Here is a 25,221-nt window from a genome sequence, read left to right as displayed (position 1 = left end):
CTTTTACAATTACGAACGATTGCAGAAAAAACTAAACGGCCTCAGTCCCCTTGAATTTAGGGCTAAGGCCGCTTCATAGATCTTTATTTTTTGTACTGTCTACTTGACGSGGTGCAGTTCAGCGTGGGATGGCTTCTTCTTTGTTTGGCTTGTTTGCAACGGTAACCTGACTGCTGCGATTTGAGAAATAACTGGAATTCCTCCTGTTAATTTGGACGGCATTACGCCATCGCGATCAATAACGGGAATTACTCCTGCTAATTGTCCCGTATTTCCTCCGCTCTTCCTATTTGCGCAATATTAACAGGATTTTTTCCAGTTAATCGTACGAATTCTCCGCTTATCGAGAAATTAACGGGACTATTTCCAGCTATTTCGACATTGGCCTGAACCGACCTGGGTTCGGTTAAGATGGATAATCCCTCTTATTTCCGTTCAAAAGAGCGATATCCAATGAATAGGATGGATCACTAAGCTTATCCTACTCATTCTATAACAAATGACAATTCCTTTAGACGATTCCAAGTTTATAAGATGGGAATTGCATCCTATTCACTATATAGCGGTTGATTTGGAGTCAGTAGGATGGAATTTCCGTCTTAACCTCTACTTCTCCGCTTCCGCTCCGCACGCAACAGCATGCTGCCTCAATTAACTATCCCAACGTGCACAAGAAAAGCTCCGACCGTGCAGCCTAAGCTGTGTGATCGGAGCTTTCCGTCTTACTCGCTATTATTTCTTCACGATATCTTGTACTGCTTTGTCAAGCTTCGAGAGCAGCTCGTCGCCCGAGATTTGCTTGCCGAGGTACTCCTGCATCGCCGCGCCCCATTGTTGCGTGATGCCGTCCGGGAAGCGGTCCCAGTTCCAGCTTTTCACTTGCGAAGGGTTGGCATTGGCGAATAGCGCGAAGTCGCCGCCGATGCTGCCGATTGCTTCAGGGTTAGGCTCGATCGAAGATAGTGCAGGTACGAATTTGAAGTCTGTTGCGATATATTTTTTGCCTGTTTCCGAAGTAACCATCCAGTTCAGGAACGCTTTTGCTTCTTCCACGTTAGCGGATTTGCTGTTCACGATCCAGTTGTTCGGAACGCCTGTGAATACGTTTGGCGTATCAAGAAGCGGTACAGGCATCATACCTAGGTTCATGCCTGGCGTTACTTCGTCGATCATGCCTTGAATCCAGTTGCCGTGTTGGATCATCGCATACTTGCCAGCCGCGAATTCAGCAACTTGCGTGTTGTAGTCCGTCGTCAGAGCGTTCTTTTGTCCGTTCGCGAACATAATGTCTACGAGGCGTACCCATTGCTTCATCGTAGCGTCGTCTTTCAACGTTTTTGTGCCGGCTTTCACTTCTTCGATGAAGGCAGCAGGGTCAGCTTGGTTAGCAAGCGCGATGTTCAGCGTGTGGATACCCATCGACCACCACTCGTTCGTCAAAGCAAACGGCGTAATGCCTGCGTCTTGCAGCTTCTTCGCAGCAGCTTCCAGCTCGTCAAGCGTCTTAGGAAGCTCCGTGATGCCAGCTTTGGCGAACAAGTCTTTGTTGTACGTGAAGCCGTAAGCTTCAAGGTTCATCGGCATGCCAAGCAGCTTGCCGTCACGCGAGATTTGAGCTTTAGAAGCTTCTACAAGATCCTTCGCCCATGCCTCGTTGCTAAGATCAGTAGCACGATCCACGTAAGGGTCGAAGCCTGCCCAACCGCTGGAGTTGAAGATTTCCGGCTCTTCGCCAGCCGCCAGCTCGGCTTTCAGCAATGCGCTGTAATCCTCGCCGCCGCCATGCGTCTCTACGTCAACCTTAACGCCTGTCTCTTTCTCGTATTCCTCAGCCATCTTGTTAAGCGCTTCCGCAATTTCGACTTTGAATTGGAAGATCTTAATCGTTACGTTCTTCTTAGGCGCCTCTGTTTGTGCAGCCTCCGTAGGTTTGTCCGTTGCTTTCGTACCGCCGTTATTTGCCCCTTTGTTATTGCCGTTATTGCTGTTGTTGCCCCCGCACGCAGCCAGCACGATCACCATAACCGCGACGAGCATAAGGAAAGATAATTTCTTCATCTTACATGACCTCCCGCAACTTTATTATTTAACAATTAAAGCCTTTTCTTGTTTACATCGTCATTATAGTTGTGCAACAAACTAGCACAACACCGAAATTATTGAACAACTAGGTGTAATATTTTGATTATTTACGCATTACCCTTTAACAGAACCCGCTGTTATGCCTTCGATAATGTGTTTTTGCAGGAAAAGGAAGAAAGCAATTACAGGGAGCGTGCTAAGCGTCAGCGCCGCCATCGCCAAATCCCATTTGCGCAAGTATTGGCCGAAAAACTTCTGTACGGCGAGCGGAATCGTCGTCATATTATCGTTAATGACTAGCATCGGCAATAAGTAATCATTCCAAATCCATAGTACGTTCAAAATAATAACGGTAACCGAGATCGGCTTCAAGAGCGGGAACACGATTCTCCAGAAAACGCCGTACGGGGAGCAGCCGTCCATGACCGCAGCCTCTTCGATCTCCAGCGGCACCGACTTAACAAAGCCGTGATACAGAAACATCGAGAGCGATATACCAAAGCCCATGTAGCAAATAACGATCCCGTGAAAATGTCCTCGAAGCTCCAGCCACGACGTAACGCGCATAAGCGGCAGCATGACCGATTGGAAAGGTATGATCATGGCGGCGATCAATGCTGTAAGCAACAGCTTATTGAATGTCGTCGGCCTGCGTACGAGCCGGTAAGCCATCATCGAGCTGATGACGACCAGCGTCAACACGCTGACCGAAGTTACCAGGAATGAATTCATGAATACGCGCGGAAATTCTACAGCTTCCCAGGCTCTCTGAAAGTTGATGAAGCTAATGCTCTCCGGCAAGGATGAAGCATTGAGCAGAATATCGCCCAGCTTCTTGAACGAGTTGACGATCAAGAAGTAGAACGGAGCAATGAATAATAATGCGAGTAGAATACCGATAATCTCTGTAACGAACAGGAGCGGCGTATATTTTTGTCTTGTTTCCATCAGGCTTCCACCTCCTGCTTCTTCGTAATCCACACTTGCGTAACCGTGATGAGCGCGACGCCGAGGAAGAAGATCATCGCCTTCGCCGTCCCAAGTCCGTATCTGCTATAGCCAAGCGCTTCGCGGTAAATATTCAGCGCGATCGATTCCGTTGCGTTGCCCGGTCCGCCCGAAGTGAGCGACAAGTTCAGATCGAACATTTTGAACGCGTTCGACGTTGTGAGGAACAAGCAGATCGTAATCGCGGGCATAATAAGCGGTATTGTCACCGAACGAAGCATCTGCCACATACCTGCGCCGTCGATCTTCGCAGCCTCGATCAAATCCTTCGGCACGCCGATCATCGCGGCGATGTAGATAATCATCATATAACCGGCCGTCTGCCAGACGAACACGATAACGATGCCCCAGAAGGCCGTATTCGGCGTTCCGAGCCATTGCAGATTGAAGAATCCGATACCTGTCGCCTCGCCGATCGCGGCAAAGCCCCTTACAAAAATAAAATACCAGATGTAGCCGAGCAGCAATCCGCCGATGACATTCGGCAGGAAGAAGATCGTCCGCAGCACATTGCGGCTCTTCAGGTTGCGGCTAAGCATGAGCGCCAGCAAGAAGGCAGTCAGGTTCGTAATAAGCACTCCGGCAATCGTGAACTTGAGCGTGAACAGGAACGCATCCCAGAACCTCTCGTCATCGGTGAAAATTTTCGTCAGATTACGCATCCCGGTCCATTTGGCGTCGCCTATATTAATGCCGTCCCATTCGGTAAACATATAATAAAAACCCATAACAAACGGCGCGAGCACAATCAGAATGAAAGCAATGAGGCCTGGACCGACGAATACGGTCTGCTGCGCCCATTCGCTCCATCTTTTTCGAGTGAATCCTTTGGACATCGCGATCTAGTCCCCTTTCTCTATCTTCGTGTCACCTGTGTAGGCCGTGGGTTCAGACAGGCTTACGCTTTCCCCACATCCAAAGTATAAAACCACGCTCCCTATGCGGACTACCGAGGATGATGATAACGTTGGTGGAATATATTGACCATCCTTGGCACAATCGGTTACTGTGTATCCACAAGGCGAAACGGCTGATGCCGTGAGCGAAGAGCGCCTATCAGCGGGAGGAATAGCGACTTGAAACCTGGAAAACCGTTCAACACGATACGAAATAAGCTCATGCTGCTTCTGCTGGCGGCTACCATTTTACCTATCGCAACGTCCATGATTATTTCCTATAACGCCACGACGGGCTCGATTACAGAAGAAGCGATTTCCAAAAACAAGCAGTTGCTCTCTTTAGGGAAAACGAACATTATGAACTACATGAGCAACATCAACCAGAAGTCGCTGGCCGTATACAACTCCATGAATGTGCCTCGCTCGCTGTATTATATTTTGGAGCGCAGCCTAGAGGATGAGGTATTCCCGAACGACTTGACGGATGTCATTAACAACCGCAACCTGCTCAAGGATCATCTGTACAGCATCTACCAAAGCGTAAGCGAATTCAATAAAGTTCGGCTCTATGTCGTCAAGCAAAACGCGACTTATTTGCTCTGGAACGACGACATCAGAGTCGGCGAAAATGACAAGGACACACTGGCTGAGACGGTCAAAAAGGCAACCATCGAGGCCACTCACCAAAGCCATAATTACGGACTTAACGTCAAGTCCGGCGCTAATGACGAGATGGTTTTTACGTTGCACCGCCCGATCTTCCGAGCGCCGAGCGAGGAGCTGCTTGCCGAGCTGTCCATCGACGTGCGCCTGACGGTGCTCGAGGATCTGAACCGCCAGCTGTACGACAGCGGCAAAGAGGATTTCTATATCGTGGATATGAAAGGGCAGATCGTTCTCGCCTCCAACCAAGAAGAGATCGGCGGCAAGATCGACCATGCTTGGATGGACAGCGTCTATAGTTCCAGTGAAGACAGCGGTCATTTCGACTGGACGGAGCAATCGTTCGAAGGAATGATTTTTTACGATCGGATCAAAACACCGTACATGGACTGGTACCTCGTCAAGCAGACGCCATACAGCCATCTGTACAGCGCCGCCGACCGCGTCGCGCGGATCAACATTTGGGTTGGCGCCGCTTTTCTAGCCATCGTCGTTATTGCCACACTATTCATTTCGATTACGTTCACGAAGCCGCTCCTGCGGCTGATCGGATATGTGAACAAGATCGAGACCGGCAATCTGAACGTCTCGATCGACATTCAAAGCAATGACGAAATCGGCCTGCTCGCCCGCCGCTTCCGCTCGATGATGCAGACGATCAACAACTTGATTTTGGCGGAATATCGGCTGGAGCTCGCCAACAAGACGAACCAGCTTAAGGCGCTGCAGGCGCAGGTTAATCCGCATTTTCTGTATAACGCGCTGCAATCCATTGGGACGGTCTCGCTTCAGCACGGCGACCACAAGGCCTACTCCCTCATTACTTCGCTTGGCAAAATGATGCGTTACCACATGAATACGATGGATTCGGTCGTCGAGCTAAACCGCGAGCTGCAATATGCGCAGGCTTATCTCGATCTGCAGAAGCAGCGCTTCGATACAGCGCTTGGCATTCAGCTTCAGATCGATAACGCCACGCGGCGTATTCTCGTCCCGAAGATGATTCTTCAGCCGCTGCTCGAGAACTTCTTCAAGCACGGCTTCGCGGGAGCGGATTCGCCGAGCGAGCTGACAATCGCAAGCTGGCTGAACGAGGATAGCAGCCAATTAACCATTCGCGTGCTGGACAACGGCATCGGCATATCGGATGAACGGCTCGCCGAACTGCGATATGAGCTGGATAAGCCGCTGTCTCATGGAATGCTGCAATCGCAAGCTCCGGCATCGCAGGAATCGGCTTCCGCATCGTCCCAGGAGGCTGGCGGCATCGGGCTTCAGAACGTGCTGGCAAGGCTTCGCCTTCATTTCCATCCATCCGCTGCGATGGAAGTGGAGCAGGTTCGCCCGCACGGCTTTTCCGTTACGATTCACATTCCGCTCGGCGAAGGAGAATGAGTCATGAAGGCTTTGATCATCGATGATGAGAAACATGTAAGAGAAGCGATCCGGCTCCTTGTTCCTTGGGATTCGTTCGAGATCGGTACACTGTTAGAAGCGCAGGATGGGCAAAGCGCGATCGAGCTGATTGAGAAAGAGAAACCGGAGATTATCTTTACCGATATGATGATGCCGAATATGGACGGCACGAAGCTGCTGGAATGGGCAGCGAAGCATGCGCCCGCAAGCAAAATCATCGTCATTAGCGGACATGACGACTTCAGCTTCGTCCGTACGACAGTGAAGTACGGCGGGATCGACTATATCCTGAAGCCGATCGATGCCGAGCAGTTGACAGCCGCGCTCGCAACGGCAATAGACAGCTGGAAGCGGGAGGAGAAGGAACGCAGCCGCAGCCTCCATATGAATATGGAGCTGAATCAGCTTAAGCCGATCTTCCTGGAGCAATATTTCTCCACATTGATCAGCGAGCCCGGCAATCACCCGGCATTCGCAGAGACGATGGAGCAGGAGCTTGGCCTTACGCTGCCGATGCCGCATACGCGCATCGCGGTTGTCAGTCTTGAACTGTCTCCTCCTGCCGTCAGAACCAAGTTCGCCGCGGGGCTGGACCTGCTTTTCTTCGCGCTGACGAATATATGCAACGAGTTTCTTCGCGTCAAAGGGCTCGGCTACGCGTTCCGTTATCGCGGAAATGAGATGGAGATGGCGCTGCTGCTATGGGGTGAAGCGAAGAATGCTCCTGAGCTGTTGGGCGAGATTAACGAGGCTATCTTCAAAGCGCTTAAGACGCGTTTCGTCTTCGGCATCGGATTGCCAAACGCTTTTCCAAACGATGCAGCTGCGTCCTATCAGCAGGCGAAGCTCGCTTTGCAGCGGCGCAATCTGCTCGGCAGCGGCTCGGACCTTCACTTCTACGAGCCAAGCACGGCCCATGCCGCTAAGAACCCGCTGCTTATGTGGAGCGAGCATGAGGAGCGAATTCGCTTCGCCGTCCAGAGTGGACAGCAGGAGCAAATCCGCCGCGCCATGCAGCCTTGGTTCGATGCGCTCGATCAGAGCGGGTATGTTTCACTGGAGCAGCTAGGCCAGTGGCGTCAACAATTCGAGCTGGCCAAATCCATGTGGGAAACGCATGATGACGGGGCGACAGTTGAGAAGAATGCAGGCATGCGCACAAGCAACGCTTACCCATTACCGGTAACTCAGCTTGGCCAATTCGATTATGAACAATGGAAGCACTCTGTATTCGATGAAGCATGCCAGTCTGCGAAGCGCATCGCCGAACGGGACAAGGAAAGCGGCGTTATTTACGACATTGCCAAATACATCGAGCAGCATGTGCATTCGGATATTACGCTGCAAGAGATCGCAAGCCGTTTCTTCTTGAGCAGGGAGTATATTTCGCGGAAGTTCAAGCAGGAAATGAACGAGAACATTTCGGACTTCATCGCCAAATGCCGCATTAAACGGGCGAAGGAGCTGCTTGCGAACGGACAGCTTCGCATCACGCAGATCGCCGAGCAGGTCGGCTTCCAAGACGAGAAATATTTCAGCAAGGTGTTCAAGAAATGGACAGATTGCTCGCCCAACGATTACCGCAAGCGGCATTACGGCGATGACGGCGGCGGCGGTGGAAAGTAAACGACGGGGATCAGGAAATGTTACCCCGTCTCTCGGTGCTCCGACAAAGAGGAAACGCTTCTCATTACGGACACCGGTAACACTTATACATCGAAAACGCGAATTTTCGCAATGTTGCGGACCATAGAGACCTTAATGGCTTTAATCGCACCATTATCCAACTAATTCGCATGAACTTGTAGCATTTAGAGCCGCTGCAGTCCGCTATTCTCATCAATTAGCTCTACTTGCGCTTTTAGCGACTATATGGTCCGTAACCAATAGACGTACAAAATAAAAAAGGAGATCGAAGCAGACGGCGCTGATGCCCGCTGCTCGATCTCCAGCCTTTAATTTAATCACGACAACCGCTAAACACTACGTAATTGCCGTTCCTTTTTTCAACGATTTCATGTCGGCATTCGTGTTGACTAGCGTAGGCAGCATCTTCATGCCGCTTACCATCGGTGCGTGGCAGAATGTGCAATTTGGAACGTGGTCAAACGCAAAGTTATCCCGCATCCAACTGTTGCAGCCCTCCGTCTCGCAAGTCCAAACCTTCGTGTTTTCCTCCGGCACTTCTTCGGCCGGTTTTTTACGATTATACATAGTCAGCCTCCTCCGCACAAAAAAGGAAAAACTGCCTCTATCGCGCACGCTTAGGGGCAGTTATCGTTTATGTACATCTGTAGTATTTGTAATTGGGTTTCATGTCTGACGACTAATCATATCGTACCATATTGACCAAGCAAAGGCAAATGATTACCAGCTCTTCAGCTCATATTATTCGCTTCCATAATATGCAAACAGAGTCTCGATCGGTTTAAAATACAGATGTCCATCCTCCCACGGCTGAAAATGCAAGTCCATTCGCGAATCGCCCCAATTGCTTGGCGTACCTGTCGTACCGAGCTTGCCCGGCAGCTCAGGCTGCTCCACTACCGCGGGAAATTCCTGATAACCGAACAATAGGTTCTCGTGCATAGCGATTATTTCATATTTCGGTCCATGGAAAGCTTGTTCCTCTTGCAGCTGGTAGTGGTAATAAATATAGCTGGCAGCCATCTCCGGCTTCAAGTGCGCGACGCGCCCCACGCGGCGTTCAACCGCTTCCTTGCGCAGCCAGTGTTCCCGGCTTGCCGGCGCGTTAAAGTGAAACACATCAATCATCGGAATCCACTTTCGCTTGATCGTTTGACCCGGCCAATCCTCCAGCAAATCCATTGCCTCCGGCATAAGAACATCCGCCTCTAGAGGCTCATTCATACATTCCGCGTAAACGAACAAATGATTTCCCCATCTGAATGCCGCACCCGTCATAAGCTGACCGCTGCGAACGAGCTGCAGCATCGTCTCGCCACAGGTTTCTTCTATGATTGCATCTCGCTTCAATTGCGCCCTCGCGATTACTCTATACATCGTCTGCCCAAGCCCCTTCCGCCTATTTCCATCTATTTATGCCAAAAAACCTGCCCTCGGGCAGGTTCGACTATGCACCGCTATTATAAACCTAAAATGTCGGCTGGAATACCATTAAAAGTATGAGCACGAAGGCGCTGGCATGAGCAATCCCTTCCAAACGCGACGATTTTCTGCCGATAACCGCATATTCCGAAGGTAAATCCTCTCCAGAGGTTTGCTCCAGCAAATCGATTTGCGCTTTCATCGTTTTCGGTAAAAATCCGATGACGACGATTTGCGTACCCAGATATACGACTATTGAGGCAATGAACCAAAACTGACTGAATAATGCCGTTTCTAAAATTCCCATCACAAGCCCGGTAATCAAAAGCGTTATACTGCCGACCTTCGGCATAATCTCGAGCTTCTTCAGCAGTTGCAGCGTATACTTCGCCTGCGTCACCGTCTTGGCGGATTTGGCGATGATCGGGAACGAAAAAGCCGCTCCAAGCCCCATCACTGCCCCAATAATGTGAATGAACAGCACTACAACATACACATCCATACTAACACCCCTATCGAAGAGTTTATTAATGAGCCTGATGGACTAATATGATGTAGTTCTTACGGCACAAAATAATAATAAGGGAGAGTTCACATCTCGCGCAATTATAATTATTTTTTGGATAAGATAAGCATGCGGATTGTGCAAGATACCTGTAAGAGGTAAAGACGAGGAGGTGACAAGGATGGAAAGCACAAAGGAGTTTGTAGATAAGGTGCATGATACACAGCGCAAGGCTGAACGAAATAAGCGTCGCAACGGCCAAGGCTCGCCAGCCAACAATCTTGGCAACAAGCAGCACAGCACGAATAAATAACTTCAGCAAATAACTAGCCGGGACGTTTCTACGTTCCGGCTTCTTTTTTCATGCCAGCTTATCGCCATTCAGCCGCAAAATGCGAGAGAACCAGATCGACCCGCTCTTTTTCCTTTCGAAGCACCGATTGTCGTTTAACCACTTCCAATAAATTTATCAGTAATGCAGCATCAGGCTCTCCGCTCGGAGAAGCTTTTCCCCTGATCATTAGCCCTAATCCGGAAACAGCCGTATGTCGCTGCACATCGTTCCCTGCAAGCCATTGCCTGACATCGCTCCATTCGGGCTCAGATACCGCGAACAAGCTGTCCCAGCCATCGATCGGGAATGAAACATGCTTCTCCATCCAGGTAAGAGCGGCGCGATTGCGAAAAAACCTCAACGCTCCGTTTGCCGTAAAGCCGCTTATTTTACGACCTTCATCCGTACGTTCCAGCTCGCCGCATACCAAATGCAGCCCCTCAGCAAACGGCAAACATGCGGCGGTCAAGTAGTGGAGCGGCTCTCCAACCAATGAATACGAATGCGAGGCATCACGCCATAAAGACCGCACCCAATCGGTCGCAACCGGACCTACCGTACCGGCAAGCAGCACGCACCACTCTTTTTTGCGGTGCGATTCGGACTCACTTTCCAACCTTTGCTGCCATTCACGAAGCACGATAGCCGAGTCATATGTGTCGAATGCTTCCTTAACCCGCTCATCTTCAAGACCATGCATGGAAGCATATAAAACAAGCTTTTCTAAATTCGATGCAGCATCCGCCAGTGTCGTCGACAGATATTGCTCGATCCACTCTGTCCATCCGAGTGCCGCCTCTCCATGCAGATCAAGTCCCTGACTGTCGCAGTAAGACTCGTATTCACAGCACTCCGCCCCTATACAGCTGAGTGCGGTTACACGCTCGATGTATTCCTGAAAAGAAGGCGCCAGCAAAACAAATTCGTCCGTCTCATGATTCCAGCCTACAACGGCAGGATCTTCCGGATCCTTTTCCCTGTCGAATAGCACGTAATCCCCGTTGTGCGCGCAATAGAAAGCCAAATACCGACCTCCAGCCACATCCAAATCGCCGCCGAAATCCGGCCATTCCATATCATCTAAGCTCCACCCGAAATCGCCCGAAGACGAGAACCGCACAATCGTCCAATCCGGCAGCCACCACGTCACGTTTACTTCGCGGGAACCCTCCCGCAATATTTCGCGCACCGCTTGCGGCAACGCTATTCCGATTCGTCGCTCCGCTTCCAACAACTCCTCTTCTTCGGCAGGAGGCTTGATGGCAAGCGGCCGGACGCGGGCTCCTCTCCGCCCCAACCTCTCCAGCAGATTTACCCACTGCTCCGCCCATGTTGCGAATCTTTCCTTCATCCCCTCACTCCTTTCACTTCAACGTAAATTGTTTGTGCATCGATAATCCGACGTTCAAAACTTTAGGCCTCTCCAAACTATAAAATGTTTTGTCGATATATGGAAGGTAAACATTCAACCATTCGATGAGGAGGTAGAGTTATGCCAAAAGGTTTTTTCACACAGGGAGTAGCTATCCTACTTTCACGCTCCGTATCCATCCGTAGCATTGAAGCTGCACTGAATGAAAGATTTAGTACCGATCATATAAAAGAAAATGCCGAGCAATGGGTCTTCAGCGGACCAAGCCTGCTTATTCGGCATCGTCCCGAAGTAGACGGCGTCATTACAGTCGATATTGTCGATCGCCGTTGGCCCGATGATATGGGAGACCCTGCAGTAGATGCGACATTGTTCGGCGCTTGGACGATGGGCTTCTTCGGCCCTTATACCTATCCAGGAAATTTAGAGCGTTCCGCTCAGCAAGCATGGGGTTACCCCGAAGGGAGACAAGCCGTCGAAGAACATACCGCATTTATACGCATTCGATCCACCTATACCTATGGGGCAGCAAACGACGAAACCCCTGTCTTGCCCGCCGATTACGACGCTTTTGCGGAGCTAATGGAGGTAACCGCCATTGCGCAAGCTTTGCTTCGCTTGCCTGAAGCGCTCTGCTATTTCAACCCGAACGGAGAATGCCTCGCTTCCGGCGCACGGATACAAGAGCTATTCGAGCGCTTTGAGCAGTCTCAACTTCCTCCGCTTGAGTTATGGTCTAACGTTCGCCTCTTCAACCTGCCGCAGGAAGAAAATTGGCTGTTGATAGATACGGTAGGCATGCTCCAACTGGACGCGGACGATCACGAAGCGGTGTTTGACCGCCGCTCCCATGATCCGAACGAGGTCGCCAACTTTCTGCGGAACGTGTCCGATTACGTGTACAAGAACGGTCCCGTCATCCAAGACGGCGATACGATCAACGGTCCCGGCAGCATTGACTGGCAAGCCTTTTCGCTCGAGGAAGGACTGGGCAATCCGCCTAGAAGCGTACTGCGATGGTTCCCTCTCGATGGGAACGAACTACCGTCCGGACTAAATCCGAACAACTAACGAATGCCTATTATTTTAACTTGAAAAAGAGTGGAGAGTTCAATGAAAAACTGTGCAATCTACAGCTCTAATTTCGACCTTAATCAGGTCTTGGACCTTATCAAAGCGCTATATCCGAAAGACAGTATCCAAGTGACCGAAGACGGCACAAACATTCAAGTGACCCGCAAAAAATGGTTCGCTAAAACCGTTAACCGCTTTACGATCATGACCAGTCATACCCAGCCTGACGAGTTTGCAAAAATGATTAACGGAATGGGAAATTTCTTCGCGCAGCTGCAGGCTAAAAACAGCCTCGTCCACGAAAAGCTGCTGATCAAAATATCGACACTCAACATGGTCATCGGCATCGAGACGGAGGAGGAAATTTCCGACGCGTTCTATAAAGAATTGCTCTCGATTGCGGAGCGGTTGGACGGCCCCGTATTTTGGGGAAGCCGACAGCTGCTTCATTGGGACGGAAAGCTTCTGATGGATCTGGACGGCAACTCGGAGGTGAATGATTTCAAAGTTACAGCCCATACCAGTCTGTTGCACGGCGATCTGAAAGAGACGGAAACGGCGCTTAGTCGCAAAAAGCGGTCAGAGAGGATCTTGACGGAACGCGGCATTCCGTTCAACAAGAACTTGCCTGCGGCGCTGCCGGACGAAGGCGCCTGTATTCAGAGCGTAGATGATATTACAAAACGCGCCGTTGCCTTGTGCATCGTGGCGTTGAAGGGCGAGTGTGTCGGCAGCGGCGAGAGCGAGGAGGATACAGACGAGGTTGTCGATCGGGTTACGGCTCTGTATGGCGCATCTGATTTTTTCTCGCCCCTTGAAAAAGCTTTTATTCGTAACCGCAGCCCTAAGATAGACGAAGCCGCTCCTTTCTCATGGCGTTACGAGGGCTATCTTGTGATGCTATGGGCGCTAGGCTTTGTCCAGAAGCTGGACGAGCCGACCGGCGTATGCGACGTTGGAGCAGCCGTTTCTATTTTGAAGCGATATGACAGCTTTGAAGCATTCAAATCGAGTGCCCGGTTGCGAAGCGTGAATGAAATATTGGACGCAGCGGACCTCATTTACCGTTATAACTGGGTGTGCGTGGACAGCAGGATTAACGATAGCCAAACGCCCGGGGATTTGGATAACGGCGTCGTGTATGAGAGGCATTACGCGCTGAATTGGCTCATTCGATACAAGGACCAGCCATGGGACGAAATTAAAACCGATACGTAATCCACCATCATTACATGGTGGGTACAACGATTATAAGCTCGGCATATAAAAATGAAAGCCCGGATATGCATTGCGCATGTCCGGGCTTCTTTCGCTTTCAACACGGTTAAACGGAATATTCGTGCGGATAATACTCAATGCAGGATTGAGCCTTAATGGTCAGCAGCCCTTGCTCAATGCCATATTCAACCGGTGCACTGCCGACGTAATACCAAGTCTTCAATGTCGGCTTGTCGTCATACTCGTAGAAAATAAACACGTTAAGCTCTTCTTTAAGCTTCAAAATCTCTTCGATCGTCTCGCTCCAAGACACCTCTATATCGATCTGCCATCCGTCTCCATCTTGGTTCAGCGAGAAGCCTACATCCTGCTTGCCCGAATCGATAAGCATCCGACCGCTAACCGCATGCTTTACTAGCAGCGTTTGTCTCACCTATTTCCTCTCCCTTCGGGGACGTTATGGAAGATCGATCAGCATGAAGAAAACATCTTCCTCAGCCATAAGCGTCAGTTCGCTCTCGCGCTCGATCTCCGCCGTATCCATTGCCGTCATAGATTGACCTAGCGCGGCCAGCTTGCCCTCTATGACATATATAAACAGGTTGCGTCCTTCGCCAGCCTCATAATGAATCGATTGATTGCGATCCAGCTTGCTCAGGTAGATCGTCATGCGTTGTGCAATCAATGCCGCTTGCCCAGGCAGCTCATCCGAAACAACGGGCAGCAACGCATTATGCAGCTTGGCCGTGTCGAAGCTCTTCGCCTCATAGGACGGAGCTGCCCCGCGTTTCTGCGGCATGAACCACAGCTGGAGTAACCTGAGCTCCTCATCCGGGCTATCGTTGAATTCGGTATGAATAACGCCGCTGCCGGCCGACATGCGCTGCACTTCGCCGAACGAGCTTACGACGCGATTGCCCAAGTTGTCCTCGTGGCGGATACGACCGTTCAGTACGATCGATACAATCTCCATATCGCTGTGGGGATGCGCGCCGAAGCCTCGTCCTGGAGCTATATAATCGTCGTTGCATACGCGCATTACGCTAAAGCCTGCTCGACTCTTGTCTTGATAACCTCCGAATGAATAAGCTGGATAGCTTCGCAGCCAGCCGAGATCCGCAATATGCCGTTCAGATGCAGGAAATAGGTTTATCATCGTTTCTCCTCCAAACTGAATTTATTAACTTACTTATTTATAGCAGGTTTTGCGATCTCGATCAAGCGAAAAAAAGGAAGCCAAGCCGCAGCAGTCTTACTCGCGGACTGAGTTACACAGCGGTTCAAAGCCGTCTATGCGGCATTCAACAATATCGCCGTCACGAATAACGACCGCGCCAGGCGTCCCGGTCATGATAATATCGCCCGGAAGCAATGTCATGACCTTCGAGTGAAAGGCTACGGCAAAGTTTGGACGGAATTTCATATGGAACAGCTTGTTGCGATGGACAACCTCGCCGTTCAGAGCCGTTTCGACATGAACTTGCAGCAGCTCGGGCAGCTCTTCCTTCGTTACGAGCGTCGAGCCGAGACCAAAGAACGTATCGAAGCTTTTTGCCCGGGTGAGAAAACGCTGGTTACGCGCATGAATATCGGCTGCCGTCACATCAATTGTTGCAACATAGCCCGCGATGACGTCGTCGCAGTCCTCCTCGGTTATGTTTTTGCAAGCTTTGCCGATCACGACGGCAAGCTCCGCTTCTGCGGTAATCGTACCTGCTCCCTGCGGGATGCGAATGGCGTCAAAGGGACCAATCAGTGTCGTATCCGGCTTCATGAAGCTAACCGGCTCATCATTAGGGTCGGAAGCCGCAAGCTCCTCTTCATTCTTCACATAGTTCATTCCGATCCCCCATATTTTGCGAGGATTGCGGTAGAGTGGGGCGTATTCCGCTTCGGTATAAGGAAGCGCAGGCAAGCCTGCCAACTTCTCCTTGCCGCCGGCTTCATACCATTGCGTTATCGCATCAAGCTCGCCGCACGAAATAATATCGAACAACTCCGTATGCCAAGAACGTCCTACAGCTTTATTAATCGTATCGATCAGAACAAGTCCCGCATCGCTATTCAGCGCCGCGACCTCTTTTTCACCAAGCTTCAACGTAGTTATTCTCATCGTGTTCTCCCACTCTCTTCTTGTGATTGAATACTGTCGTCAGCAGCATTCGCAAGCCATTCCAGCAAGCGGATATCCTGATTTCTCCCCGCCATGAACGACAGTCCAATCGGCAAGCCGTCCTTGCCGGCAATCGGTATCGTCACTTGAGGAAGGCCGCTAAGGCCTGCAACGCAGCACAACTCGAATGTCCGCATGCGGACCCGCTCGACCTCTTCGCCGGACTGGCCGAGCAGCGGAGCCGCTGCAGGAACAGTCGGCATGACGAGTATACCGTCCTCCCCAAGCAGTGACTCCATGCGCGCTCTCGCGCGCTGCTGAATGAGCGACGCCTTAATCGCATGCTCCTCTCGGAGCGAGCTTGCCCACGTGAACCGTTCGGCTATGCCCGGACCGAAAGTTGGCTTCTCGCTCGTTATCCATTCGCGATGCGACTGCCATATTTCCATGCCTTGCAGCGTCCGGAAGGCACTCGTCCATTCCCCGATTCCCTCGGGGGCCGCAACAATCAGTTGATGTTCGCTTCCCATTATTACGGCCAAGCCTTTAATGTAAGCCCGAAGCGTTTCCTGCAGCGAGCGCTCAGGAATATCCCATAGATCGGTTGCGACTAGCAGCCGCTTGAAAGGTGCGTGATGCTGCACTTCCTCTCCATTGCCGCTGTCGCTCCTTCGATCAAGCAGCACCCGCCCGACATCCAGCAGCGTCTGAGCATCGCGCGTCATCCAGCCGATCGTGTCGAAGCTCGGCGCAAGCGGAATAAGCCCTGCCACATCGACTGCGTCGTGTGTAGGGCGTATGCCATATATACCGCAATACGCGGAAGGAACGCGAATCGAACCGCCCGTATCCGTACCGATCGCGAAGTCGGCAAGCCCAGCCGACACCGCAACGGCCGAACCGCTTGATGAGCCGCCGGGAATACGTCCCTTCGCCTTTGGATTCATCGGCGTGCCATAGTGATAGTTCTCACCATTAATGCTGTACATCAGCTCATCGGTTATCGTTGTCCCCTGCAGATGCGCCCCTGCGGCAAGAAGCTCGCTTACGGCCGACGCGTATCCCGTTGCAGGCGCATGCGTCCGCAGCCAATCAGGATTGCCCGCGCCAGACGTATGCCCCTTAATATCGAAAACATCCTTAACCGCGAACGTCTTCCCGGTCAATACGCCGCTCCCGGAAGGAGGGACGTCGATAGACGCGTTCGCATAGGCGTTCCAGCGCTCTATGAGACGCAGACGCTCACCCTCCTGTTCGTGCTGGTTCTGGCTCATTGTCTGTATCCTCCCTCTCGTCTTCTAGTGATCCAAGCCCATTGCAGCGCCATCGCAGCGCGGATCCGTGCCGCCTTGCAGAATACCGCTCTCATCGCGCTTAATCGCATGGGCATGACCCATGATGCCGTCGAAATCTTTCATTTTGCGCACGATATGGCCTGCTTGGGATAAGGAAGAGAGCACCGCTTCGGCTACTCGGCCCTCCATCTTCAGCTCCTGCGTCGGCTCACCCCAAGTCCGTCCCCATACCCAGCGCGGCTCGTTAATCGCCTGCTGCGGATCCATCCCGTAATCGACCATTCGCGTGAAAATCGCCGTCTGCGTCTGCGGTTGCCCCTCTCCGCCTTGCGTCCCGTACAGGATAGAGGGCTTTCCGTCCTTACAAGCCATAGCCGGCATAAGCGTATGGAAAGTTCTTTTGCCCGGCTCAAGCCGGTTCACATGACTGGCGTCGAGCGAGAAGAACGAGCCGCGATTTTGGAGCAGCACACCTGTTTCGCCCGCAACGACAGCCGATCCGAATTCGAAATACAGACTCTGAATGAACGATACGGCATTTCCGTCTCCATCAACGACCGCGGCATATGCCGTATCGCTGCCAATCGACTTCGTCTGCAACCCGGACGCTTGCTCCATGTCGATAGATGCGGCCAGCTGCGCGGCGTACTCCTTGCTAAGCAGCCTATCCAGCGGCACTTCCGTGAAGGCTGGATCGGACAAATACGCATTGCGATCCTGGAAGCTTAGCTTGAGCGCTTCTATACAAAGCTGATAGTACTCATGCGAGCCGTGCTCGATCGCTTGCAGATCGAATTGCTCTAGAATATGAAGGGCCATAATTCCCGTGAAGCCTTGTGAATTCGGAGGCATCTGATAGAGGTCATACCCTCTATAAGAACCCTTCACAGGCTCAACCCAATCACCCTGATGCCCTTCAAAATCCTCACGCGTCAGCAATCCGCCATTCCGCTGCATATAGTCGGCAATTTCCATTGCCGTCTCGCCTTTATAGAACTCATCGCGCCCGAACTTGGCAAGTCGCTGAAGCGTCTTGGCCATATTCGTCTGCTTGAACGTCTCACCCGGCTGCACTGCGCAGCCATCAGGCAAATAAATATCCGCCGTCTCCAGCGTCTGCGCGAGGATGGCTTCGCATTTCAAAGTATTTTCATATTGATCATTAGACATCGGAAACCCGTTCTGCGCATATTCAATCGCCGGAGCAAGCACCTGCGCCCATTCAAGCGCGCCATACCTCTCATGCACCGCGAACCAGCCGTCCACCATCCCCGGTACGGTAACAATGCTCCTCATGCCGCGAGTCGGAATCGACTGTTCGCCTTCGTAGGCGGCTCTTGTTGCCAGGCGCCCCGACCTTCCGCTGGCGTTATATCCCCGAACGACTTCCTCTTCATGATGGTGCATCAGCCAAAAGGAATCCCCTCCAAGGCTCGTCATATGCGGGTACACAACAGCGAGGCAAGCGCTGACGGCAACGGCGGCATCGTAGGCATTGCCTCCTTGCTCCAACATGCGAATGCCGGCGGCGGTCGCCAAATAATGAGGACTGACAACCATAGCCTTCGTACCGGTTGCAGATTGTTTCATCGCGATCACTCCTATATGTTAGATAACCTAACTCAAATCTATGATTAAAAAATACCACGCCTATCATTGATAGGCAACTAAAATGTAATCGTTTTTGCAATATTGTATTGAAAACGAATGAATTCCTGTTTATATTTATACATATGGTAATTATAAATAGATATTACACGACACCTTGAAATCAAATTTCATAAGGAAAGGGGAGTTGGTGACATGCAATCCAAACCATCCGAGGAGCATACCTCCGTCGAAATCGACGAGATTGACCGTAAGATTATATCAGCTCTCAATACGAATGGTAGAATATCTTACACTGACCTCGCAAAAGAAATCGGACTTTCGCGCGTAGCTGTCCAAGCGAGAATTAATGCGCTGATGGATGCAGGCGTGATCGAGCGTTTCACTGCGGTCATTAATCCGGAGAAAATCGGCATTCATGTGTCGGCATTCTTTAATGTGGAGGTCGAGCCGAAGCATCTGCATGCCGCAGCCGATGTGCTTGCCATGGAGCCTTTCGTCACGAGTCTTTATCATATGACCGGACCTAGCAAACTGCATATGCACGGCTTGTTCCGCAACAACCAGGAGATGGAGCAGTTCCTGAAGGAAAAGCTGTATACGCTCCCCGGCATTATGGGCGTAGACTGCCAAGTGCTTATTAATCGGTATAAAAGCCGGATGGGAATGAGGCTTTAGACGATGGCGAATGCATTCCGTGATAACATGTATACGCAATTGACTTGGGCGCTTATGAAGACAGGCATTATCGGCTACGGCGGCGGCCCATCGGTGATTCCGCTCATTCGGTACGAAGCCGTGAACCATTATAAGTGGCTGGAGGACGAGGAGTTCGGAGAAATTCTCGCGATTGCCAATGCGCTGCCTGGTCCGATCGCGACGAAGATCGCCGCTTATCTCGGCTATCGGCAGAAGGGCGTGCTTGGCGCCATTGTCGCGGTGCTGGCGCATATCGTGCCTTCCGGCATCGCGATGATCGCCTTGCTCTCCTTCGTGCAATACTTAAGCAGCGCAGCGTTCGTGCAAGGCATGATCGGCGCGGTGACGCCGGTTATTGCGGTCATGCTTGGCATGATGGCGTACGAATTCGGCGAGCGTGCCGTGAAGGGTCTCGGCATTTACGTTGGCATCGGCTTCTTCGCCCTCTCGTTCGGCCTGCTTCAGGGCATTCACCTGCATCCTGCTATCGTCATTGTATTATTCCTAGGCTACGGCGCGTTTCACCTGAAGACGGTTGCTGCTATTAAGCGGAGAAAAGAACGCAAGCTGGATCAGCATAAGCCGCAGCAGAAGGAGGGCGTAACGCGTGGATTGGATTAATTTGATTATCGGCTTTTTTATCGCCAACGTGCTTGGCTACGGAGGAGGACCTGCCTCCATACCGCTTATGTATAGGGAAATCGTTACGAACCATGAATGGACGACGCCAACGGAATTTTCCAACATTCTAGCCCTCGGCAACGCGCTTCCCGGCCCCATCGCGACGAAGATCGCCGCTTTCGTGGGCTATGACGTCGCAGGCTTTGGCGGCTCGTTGCTCGCCCTCGCGGCTACCATCGTTCCGTCGGCAGTTGCGCTCATTCTGCTGCTGAAAGTGCTGCAGAAGCATCGCCAATCGCCTGTCGTGAAAGGGATGACGCTGCTCGTTCAGCCCGTCATCGCGATCATGATGCTGCTGCTCACTTGGCAGATGGCCGAGAGCTCCGTCGAATCGATCGGCCTCATTCAATCGCTGATTATCGCGGCGGTCGCCTTCTGGGCGATGCAATTCCGTAAGATCCATCCAGCCTTCGTCATTGTGGCCGCCTTCGTCTATGGCGGATTGGTTATCCCGCACTTAAACGTGCTTTAAGCAATACGAAGAAGGGGATGTCTCCCCGAGCAGACGTTTAGTCTGCTCAGAGGGACATCCCCTTCTTTTTTCTATTTCCGGCGTCAAATAGCACAAACCTTTTTCGCTATTTGACTCATGGAGGACGATAAACGTGGAATAAGGAAAGTTTTTTTCGTTATTTTCGACTAGCAGTCGCCAATTGGTGCATTACCGTAGGTTGGGCAGGGATATAGCGCAAACCTTTTTCACTATTGGACACCTGTTAACCGCTTTAAGTAGAATAACGAAAGTTTCTTGCGCTATTCTCTTCCACCATGCACCCTACCAGTCTTACACACGCCCCCGGATACCTTCAATGTACGACTTGGAATGCGCCATTTGTTGCTCCTTAGCCTCTTCCATAACAATATGGACATGCGGCTTGTAACGGTTCAACAGCTTCATGTACAGCTCGTAGTTCATTTCGCCGAAGCCAGCAGGCGTTGTACCCAGGCTGCCGTCAGGCAGAAGAATACGGTCCTTCGCATGCGCGGCAATAATCCGATCGCCGAGCAGCTCGAACGCCTCCTCGATCACCTCGTTCTGACGCGCGAAGTTGGACTCGTTCAGCAGATTTCCGGGATCGATCACGACGCCGACCATAGACGACGGCACTTCCTCCAGCATACGCGCCAGCTCCGGCGCAGTACCGATCAAGTGTCCGCCCGCAGCTTCCAGCCCGACGTATACGCCCCATCGCTCCGCTTCCTCCGTTAGCTCCTCAAGCGTCGACTTCATAACGGCCCAATCCCGATCCGTATAGTCACCGCCCTCATTACGGCCCGTCTCGGCCGCAACCATCGGCGCGCCGAACTGCTTCGCATAACGAAGCAGCTCCTTGAACCGATTCACGTTGGCGCGGCGAACTTCCTCGTTGCGGTCGAACAAATGCACATAGCAGCCTAACACGGAGATCGAAATGCCGTTCCGATCGAACTGCTCGCCAATCGCGCTCGCAAGGCCCGGACTCAGGTTGCCCGGCTTGCTGAAGTCGATATCGCTAATCGCCTTCCATAACGCCAGCTGAACATGCGTAAACCCCTTCTCCGCTACTTTAGGGGCAAGCTCTTTATACGGCAGACTGCCGAACAGATGGGCTAATACACCAACGGACATTCGTTGCAACTCCCTTGAATTTACGCCTTCTGCCCCGCTGCCTTCGCATTCTCGGCTTCGGCCCCAGGTTTAGGCGCGTATTTTTTTTTGGCCAAATACGATTGCGCGATCATGAACAAACCGCCGGTTACCCAGTAGAGCGAGATAGCAGCAGGAGCGGTAAAGGCGAATACCGTCATCATAACCGGAGACAGGTAACCGATGAATTGCATCTGCTTCTGTTGGCCCGTCATGTCCACGCCGATCTGCGACACCTTGAACTGGACCAAATAAACGAGTCCGGCAAGGATCGGAAGAATATAATCCGGCGACCCCAGTTGGAACCATAAGAAGGAATGCTCCGCTAGCTCCGGGGTCAGCTTAATAGCCGAATACAATCCGGTCAGAATCGGCAGTTGAATCAGCATCGGCAGACAGCCGATCGCAAGCGGGTTCACCTGATGCTTCTGATACAGCTGCATCGTCTCCTGCTGCATCTTCTGCTTCGACTCGGCATCATTTTTGCCTTTGTACTTATCTTGCAGCTGCTTCATCTCCGGCTGGAGCGCAGCCATCTTCTCTTTCATTGTCGCTTGCGAGCGGTATTGTCTCATCATAAGAGGCAATAGCACCAAGCGGATAATAATCGTAATCGCCATTACCGCGATACCGTAATTGCCGTCGAACAGCTTAGCCATATACTGGATCGAAGCCGACAGCGGATAAATCACATAATGGTTGAAGAAACCAGGCGTGTCGCCGTCGATTGTACCGCTAGCCGTACTGCAGCCGCTAACGAGCAGCAGCACAGCCAGCATAAGTCCGATCATGATGAAACGATTGTTCCTTAGAAAAGAAGTGAATCCATTGTTATTGTTTGTTTGCATGTAAATCCTCCTCGTTTGTTTGAACTAGCGTGTACAAACGAGGCTTTACAGTCGGTTATGTCGTCATCCGGCGATTCCTTCCGCTTCTCTCTCCTAACAAGCCAGTGGCGAATGGGAATAGTCCGCCATAACGCTTCCGGATATAGCGGCAGCAGCAAGCTGACCACTATGCTTCCCTCCGTGAACGCATAAGCGTTCGTGTTCACATGAGATGCATACGCATAAGCGAACGAGCACAGTAAACTAATCGATAATAAGTACGGAAATATATCATGCCATTCCAGTTCTAACAATGGATTCACCTCCCTTCCGTTTCCGTTTCGTTGTTATACGGCTTAAATGCGCGGCCGTTCCCTGCAAATAAATAACACCCTGCCAAATAGTAATTTGGGTTGATGGAAATAGTAACGATAAGCTATAGTAACATAGTTATAAATTCATAATCCATCTGAGAGAGGCAGCCATGACCAGACATAAGCTCAAACGCATCTATACGGCGCTATCCGCCGTCGCAATTTTAATACTCACCGTAAGTTTCATCCAACAGTCAATTCCTCGGCAGCAAAACTTACCCGGACTGAATGGGGACATCGCCTACGCGGCGCCGTCCGAAAGCAAGCCTAAGCTTATTATGGGCACATCGCCCGATTACCCGCCTTACGAGAGCGTAGATGCTCTTCATGGCGGAGAAATCGTCGGACTTGATATCGATATAGCCAAGTATATCACCAGCCGCCTAGGATATGAACTGGAAATCGCGAGCATGGATTTCAATGGGCTTATCGCCGCTTTGCAGACGGGCCGCGTTGACTTCGTCATGTCCGGCATGTCCGTGACGGAGGAACGGAAGCAAAACGTAGATTTCTCCAACACGTACTACATAGCGCGCAATACCATCGTCTCCAAGTCCGACTTGCCTTACGCATCCCCTGAAGCCTTAAAGGGCAAGCGAGTCGGCGTTCAGCTCGGATCGACGCAGGATACATACGCTGAATCCCTTCAGGATGTAGAGCTCAAGAAGCTGAACCGCATTCCCGATCTCGTTCAGGAGTTGAAGACGGGACGCGTCGATGCCCTTATCGTAGAAGACGCCGTAGCGGTTGAATATACGAGCGCCAATCCCGATCTTGTCCAGCACTTCGTTCCGGCAACCGAGACGGAGGATGGATATGCCGTAGCATTTCCGAAGCAATCGCCGCTCGTCGGCGAATTCAATCGCGTACTCGCTGAAATAAGCCAGAACGGTAAGCTCGACGAAATGATAAAGCAATGGTTCGCGGCAGAGGACGAGGATGAGGAATCCGGTGTCCTGAAGAAGCTGAACTTGGATTTCGGCATGCTCGCTCCATACGCCCCATACGTGCTTCGCGGCATCTACGTGACGCTGTTGTTCACACTCGTCTCAGCCCTGTTCGGTTTCGTCTGGGGTACGATATTGTCGCTGTTCAAAATATCCGGCGTTAAGCCGCTCCAATGGTTCGCGACCGTCTACACGTCGGTGTTCCGCGGTACGCCGTTGCTGCTGCAGCTGTTCCTGATCTATTATGCGACGCCGCAGTTGTTCCACTACGATATTTCGCCGCTGCTTGCCGCAGGTCTCGCATTCGGGCTCAACTCYGCCGCTTACTTGTCGGAGACGATCCGCGGCGGCATTATGTCCGTCGATCGCGGCCAGCGAGAAGCTGCCATGGCGCTTGGCATCCCATACCGGACGATGATGATCAGCATTATTTTGCCGCAGGCGCTGCGCTCCATATTGCCAGCACTCGTCAACGAATGCGTCGCCTTGTTGAAGGAGTCGTCGCTCGTATCCGTAATCGGCGTGCAAGACTTAATGCGACGGGCTAATGTCGTCCAATCGATTGAATTCCGGGCGCTGGAGGCGCTGTTGTTCGTAGGCGTGATCTACTACGTACTCGTGCTCATTCTAACATCACTCGCCCATCTGCTTGAAAGGAGGCTTCGCCGCAGTGATTAATGTAACGGATCTAACCAAAACCTTCGGCAAAAACCAAGTGCTAAAGGGCATCACAACTACCGTCGAACGAGGCGAGGTCGTTGCGCTGATCGGACCTTCCGGCTCAGGCAAATCGACGTTTCTCCGCTGCCTGAACATGCTCGAGACGCCGACCTCGGGCAGCATCGTCATTGACGGCACGGTCATCACCGACAAAGGAACGGATATAACGAAGGCAAGACAGCACATCGGCATGGTATTTCAGCATTTCCATCTGTTCCCGCATATGACCGTCATCGACAACATTACGTTTGCGCCTTGCAAGGTGAAGAACATGCCGATCGAAGAGGCTCGCTTCAAAGCGAAGGAGCTGCTGAGGCGAGTCGGACTGGCCGACAAAGCGGACAGCTACCCGTCTAAACTATCCGGCGGTCAGAAGCAGCGCGTCGCGATCGCCCGCAGCCTCGCGATGGAACCCGATATTATGCTGTTCGACGAGCCAACGTCGGCTCTCGATCCCGAGATGGTGAAGGAAGTGCTGACTGTCATTCGCGGCTTAGCCGACAGCGGCATGACCATGCTCATCGTGACGCATGAGATGCGGTTCGCGCGCGATGCGGCAAGCACCGTCTACTTCCTTGACGGCGGCCGATTAGTTGAACGCTCCGAACCCGCAAGTTTCTTCGACAAGCCGCAAAGCGAACGAGCGATAAAGTTTCTAGAGCAGGTACTCTAAATAGAAAAGAGCTGTCC

General features: G+C 51.7%; 25 protein-coding genes. 11 read left to right on the top strand and 14 right to left on the bottom strand.

Annotation, left to right across the window (positions count from 1 at the left end):
• Positions 1-79, top strand: a 79-nt coding sequence (locus tag AB4Z33_RS08030) for an IS3 family transposase (protein WP_442049426.1), incomplete at its 5' end; no start/stop codon positions are given.
• Positions 80-732: 653 nt separating this feature from the next.
• Here the strand turns inward: AB4Z33_RS08030 and AB4Z33_RS08025 are convergent.
• The 3 genes from AB4Z33_RS08025 to AB4Z33_RS08015 all read right to left on the bottom strand — a co-directional run bounded on the left by AB4Z33_RS08025 (position 733) and on the right by AB4Z33_RS08015 (position 3,926).
• Entirely contained in the window at positions 733-2,058 is a 1,326-nt protein-coding gene (locus AB4Z33_RS08025; protein ID WP_442049420.1) for an ABC transporter substrate-binding protein, read from the bottom strand.
• A 138-nt stretch (positions 2,059-2,196) separates the two neighbouring features.
• Positions 2,197-3,030, bottom strand: coding sequence for a carbohydrate ABC transporter permease (locus AB4Z33_RS08020; protein ID WP_337100822.1), 834 nt, complete (start codon positions 3,028-3,030; stop codon positions 2,197-2,199).
• Positions 3,030-3,926 carry a carbohydrate ABC transporter permease gene (locus AB4Z33_RS08015; RefSeq protein ID WP_442049419.1) on the bottom strand — a complete coding sequence of 299 codons (897 nt, stop codon included), beginning with the start codon at positions 3,924-3,926 and terminating at the stop codon, positions 3,030-3,032. Before AB4Z33_RS08015 ends, AB4Z33_RS08020 begins: the two co-directional genes overlap by 1 nt.
• Positions 3,927-4,166: 240 nt before the next feature.
• On the opposite strand from AB4Z33_RS08015, the gene AB4Z33_RS08010 reads away from it, so the two are divergent.
• Both AB4Z33_RS08010 and AB4Z33_RS08005 read left to right on the top strand, forming a co-directional pair.
• Positions 4,167-6,047 (top strand): cache domain-containing sensor histidine kinase, encoded by a 1,881-nt coding sequence (locus AB4Z33_RS08010; protein ID WP_442049418.1) that lies wholly within the window; start codon positions 4,167-4,169, stop codon positions 6,045-6,047.
• 3 nt (positions 6,048-6,050) lie between these two features.
• Complete coding sequence (locus AB4Z33_RS08005; protein ID WP_442049417.1) at positions 6,051-7,694, top strand: response regulator; 1,644 nt, start codon at positions 6,051-6,053, stop codon at positions 7,692-7,694.
• A 357-nt stretch (positions 7,695-8,051) separates the two neighbouring features.
• Here the strand turns inward: AB4Z33_RS08005 and AB4Z33_RS08000 are convergent, their stop codons facing one another.
• The 3 genes from AB4Z33_RS08000 to AB4Z33_RS07990 all read right to left on the bottom strand — a co-directional run bounded on the left by AB4Z33_RS08000 (position 8,052) and on the right by AB4Z33_RS07990 (position 9,639).
• Positions 8,052-8,282 carry a cold-shock protein gene (locus tag AB4Z33_RS08000; RefSeq protein ID WP_337100818.1) on the bottom strand — a complete coding sequence of 77 codons (231 nt, stop codon included), beginning with the start codon at positions 8,280-8,282 and terminating at the stop codon, positions 8,052-8,054.
• A 174-nt stretch (positions 8,283-8,456) separates the two neighbouring features.
• Complete coding sequence (locus AB4Z33_RS07995; RefSeq protein WP_442049416.1) at positions 8,457-9,092, bottom strand: hypothetical protein; 636 nt, start codon at positions 9,090-9,092, stop codon at positions 8,457-8,459.
• 91 nt (positions 9,093-9,183) lie between these two features.
• Positions 9,184-9,639, bottom strand: coding sequence for a DUF2269 family protein (locus AB4Z33_RS07990; RefSeq protein WP_442049415.1), 456 nt, complete (start codon positions 9,637-9,639; stop codon positions 9,184-9,186).
• A gap of 184 nt (positions 9,640-9,823) precedes the next feature.
• On the opposite strand from AB4Z33_RS07990, the gene AB4Z33_RS07985 reads away from it, so the two are divergent.
• Positions 9,824-9,955, top strand: a complete 132-nt coding sequence (locus tag AB4Z33_RS07985) for a DUF4023 family protein (protein ID WP_337100816.1) — start codon at positions 9,824-9,826, stop codon at positions 9,953-9,955.
• Positions 9,956-10,013: 58 nt separating this feature from the next.
• Here AB4Z33_RS07985 and AB4Z33_RS07980 read toward each other — a convergent pair whose 3' ends face one another.
• A complete protein-coding gene (locus tag AB4Z33_RS07980) occupies positions 10,014-11,327 on the bottom strand; it encodes an SMI1/KNR4 family protein (RefSeq protein ID WP_442049414.1) in 1,314 nt (437 codons plus the stop codon).
• A 141-nt stretch (positions 11,328-11,468) separates the two neighbouring features.
• Here AB4Z33_RS07980 and AB4Z33_RS07975 point away from each other — a divergent pair, with 141 nt between their 5' ends.
• Positions 11,469-12,419: a DUF4261 domain-containing protein gene (locus AB4Z33_RS07975; RefSeq protein WP_442049413.1), complete on the top strand. Its 951-nt coding sequence runs from the start codon at positions 11,469-11,471 to the stop codon at positions 12,417-12,419.
• 42 nt (positions 12,420-12,461) lie between these two features.
• A complete protein-coding gene (locus tag AB4Z33_RS07970) occupies positions 12,462-13,640 on the top strand; it encodes a DUF4272 domain-containing protein (RefSeq protein ID WP_442049412.1) in 1,179 nt (392 codons plus the stop codon).
• Positions 13,641-13,746: 106 nt separating this feature from the next.
• Here AB4Z33_RS07970 and AB4Z33_RS07965 read toward each other — a convergent pair whose 3' ends face one another.
• The 5 genes from AB4Z33_RS07965 to ggt form a co-directional block, all read right to left on the bottom strand.
• Positions 13,747-14,073: a hypothetical protein gene (locus tag AB4Z33_RS07965; protein ID WP_442049411.1), complete on the bottom strand. Its 327-nt coding sequence runs from the start codon at positions 14,071-14,073 to the stop codon at positions 13,747-13,749.
• A gap of 24 nt (positions 14,074-14,097) precedes the next feature.
• The gene (locus tag AB4Z33_RS07960) at positions 14,098-14,796 is read right to left on the bottom strand and encodes a pirin family protein (protein WP_442049410.1); all 699 of its coding nucleotides are present in this window, start codon (positions 14,794-14,796) and stop codon (positions 14,098-14,100) included.
• A gap of 96 nt (positions 14,797-14,892) precedes the next feature.
• Positions 14,893-15,753: a fumarylacetoacetate hydrolase family protein gene (locus AB4Z33_RS07955; RefSeq protein WP_442049409.1), complete on the bottom strand. Its 861-nt coding sequence runs from the start codon at positions 15,751-15,753 to the stop codon at positions 14,893-14,895.
• Positions 15,750-17,027 (bottom strand): amidase, encoded by a 1,278-nt coding sequence (locus AB4Z33_RS07950; protein ID WP_442049408.1) that lies wholly within the window; start codon positions 17,025-17,027, stop codon positions 15,750-15,752. Before AB4Z33_RS07950 ends, AB4Z33_RS07955 begins: the two co-directional genes overlap by 4 nt.
• A gap of 24 nt (positions 17,028-17,051) precedes the next feature.
• A complete protein-coding gene (gene ggt / locus AB4Z33_RS07945) occupies positions 17,052-18,638 on the bottom strand; it encodes a gamma-glutamyltransferase (RefSeq protein ID WP_442049407.1) in 1,587 nt (528 codons plus the stop codon).
• 213 nt (positions 18,639-18,851) lie between these two features.
• On the opposite strand from ggt, the gene AB4Z33_RS07940 reads away from it, so the two are divergent.
• The 3 genes from AB4Z33_RS07940 to AB4Z33_RS07930 are packed head-to-tail and all read left to right on the top strand — an operon-like array spanning position 18,852 to position 20,508.
• On the top strand, positions 18,852-19,334 hold the full coding sequence (locus AB4Z33_RS07940; protein WP_337100807.1) for an Lrp/AsnC family transcriptional regulator: 483 nt from the start codon (positions 18,852-18,854) through the stop codon (positions 19,332-19,334).
• A gap of 3 nt (positions 19,335-19,337) precedes the next feature.
• Entirely contained in the window at positions 19,338-19,976 is a 639-nt protein-coding gene (locus AB4Z33_RS07935; RefSeq protein ID WP_337100806.1) for a chromate transporter, read from the top strand.
• Positions 19,963-20,508, top strand: coding sequence for a chromate transporter (locus tag AB4Z33_RS07930; protein ID WP_442049406.1), 546 nt, complete (start codon positions 19,963-19,965; stop codon positions 20,506-20,508). Before AB4Z33_RS07935 ends, AB4Z33_RS07930 begins: the two co-directional genes overlap by 14 nt.
• Positions 20,509-20,820: 312 nt before the next feature.
• On the opposite strand, the gene AB4Z33_RS07925 is transcribed toward AB4Z33_RS07930, so the two are convergent.
• On the bottom strand, positions 20,821-21,645 hold the full coding sequence (locus AB4Z33_RS07925; protein WP_442049405.1) for a sugar phosphate isomerase/epimerase family protein: 825 nt from the start codon (positions 21,643-21,645) through the stop codon (positions 20,821-20,823).
• Between the two features lie 20 nt (positions 21,646-21,665).
• Positions 21,666-22,511, bottom strand: coding sequence for a membrane protein insertase YidC (yidC, locus tag AB4Z33_RS07920; RefSeq protein WP_442049404.1), 846 nt, complete (start codon positions 22,509-22,511; stop codon positions 21,666-21,668).
• A gap of 463 nt (positions 22,512-22,974) precedes the next feature.
• On the opposite strand from yidC, the gene AB4Z33_RS07915 reads away from it, so the two are divergent.
• A complete protein-coding gene (locus tag AB4Z33_RS07915; protein ID WP_442049403.1) occupies positions 22,975-24,489 on the top strand; it encodes an ABC transporter substrate-binding protein/permease in 1,515 nt (504 codons plus the stop codon).
• Positions 24,482-25,204, top strand: coding sequence for an amino acid ABC transporter ATP-binding protein (locus AB4Z33_RS07910; protein WP_442049402.1), 723 nt, complete (start codon positions 24,482-24,484; stop codon positions 25,202-25,204). The genes AB4Z33_RS07915 and AB4Z33_RS07910 overlap by 8 nt, the downstream gene beginning before the upstream one ends.
• Positions 25,205-25,221: the final 17 nt, after the last annotated feature.

The organism is Paenibacillus sp. 2TAB19, assembly GCF_052115185.1.
GTDB lineage: Bacteria > Bacillota > Bacilli > Paenibacillales > Paenibacillaceae > Pristimantibacillus.
The sequence above is the reverse complement of the archived record's forward strand: the minus strand, read 5'-3'. Positions and strand labels throughout refer to the sequence as shown.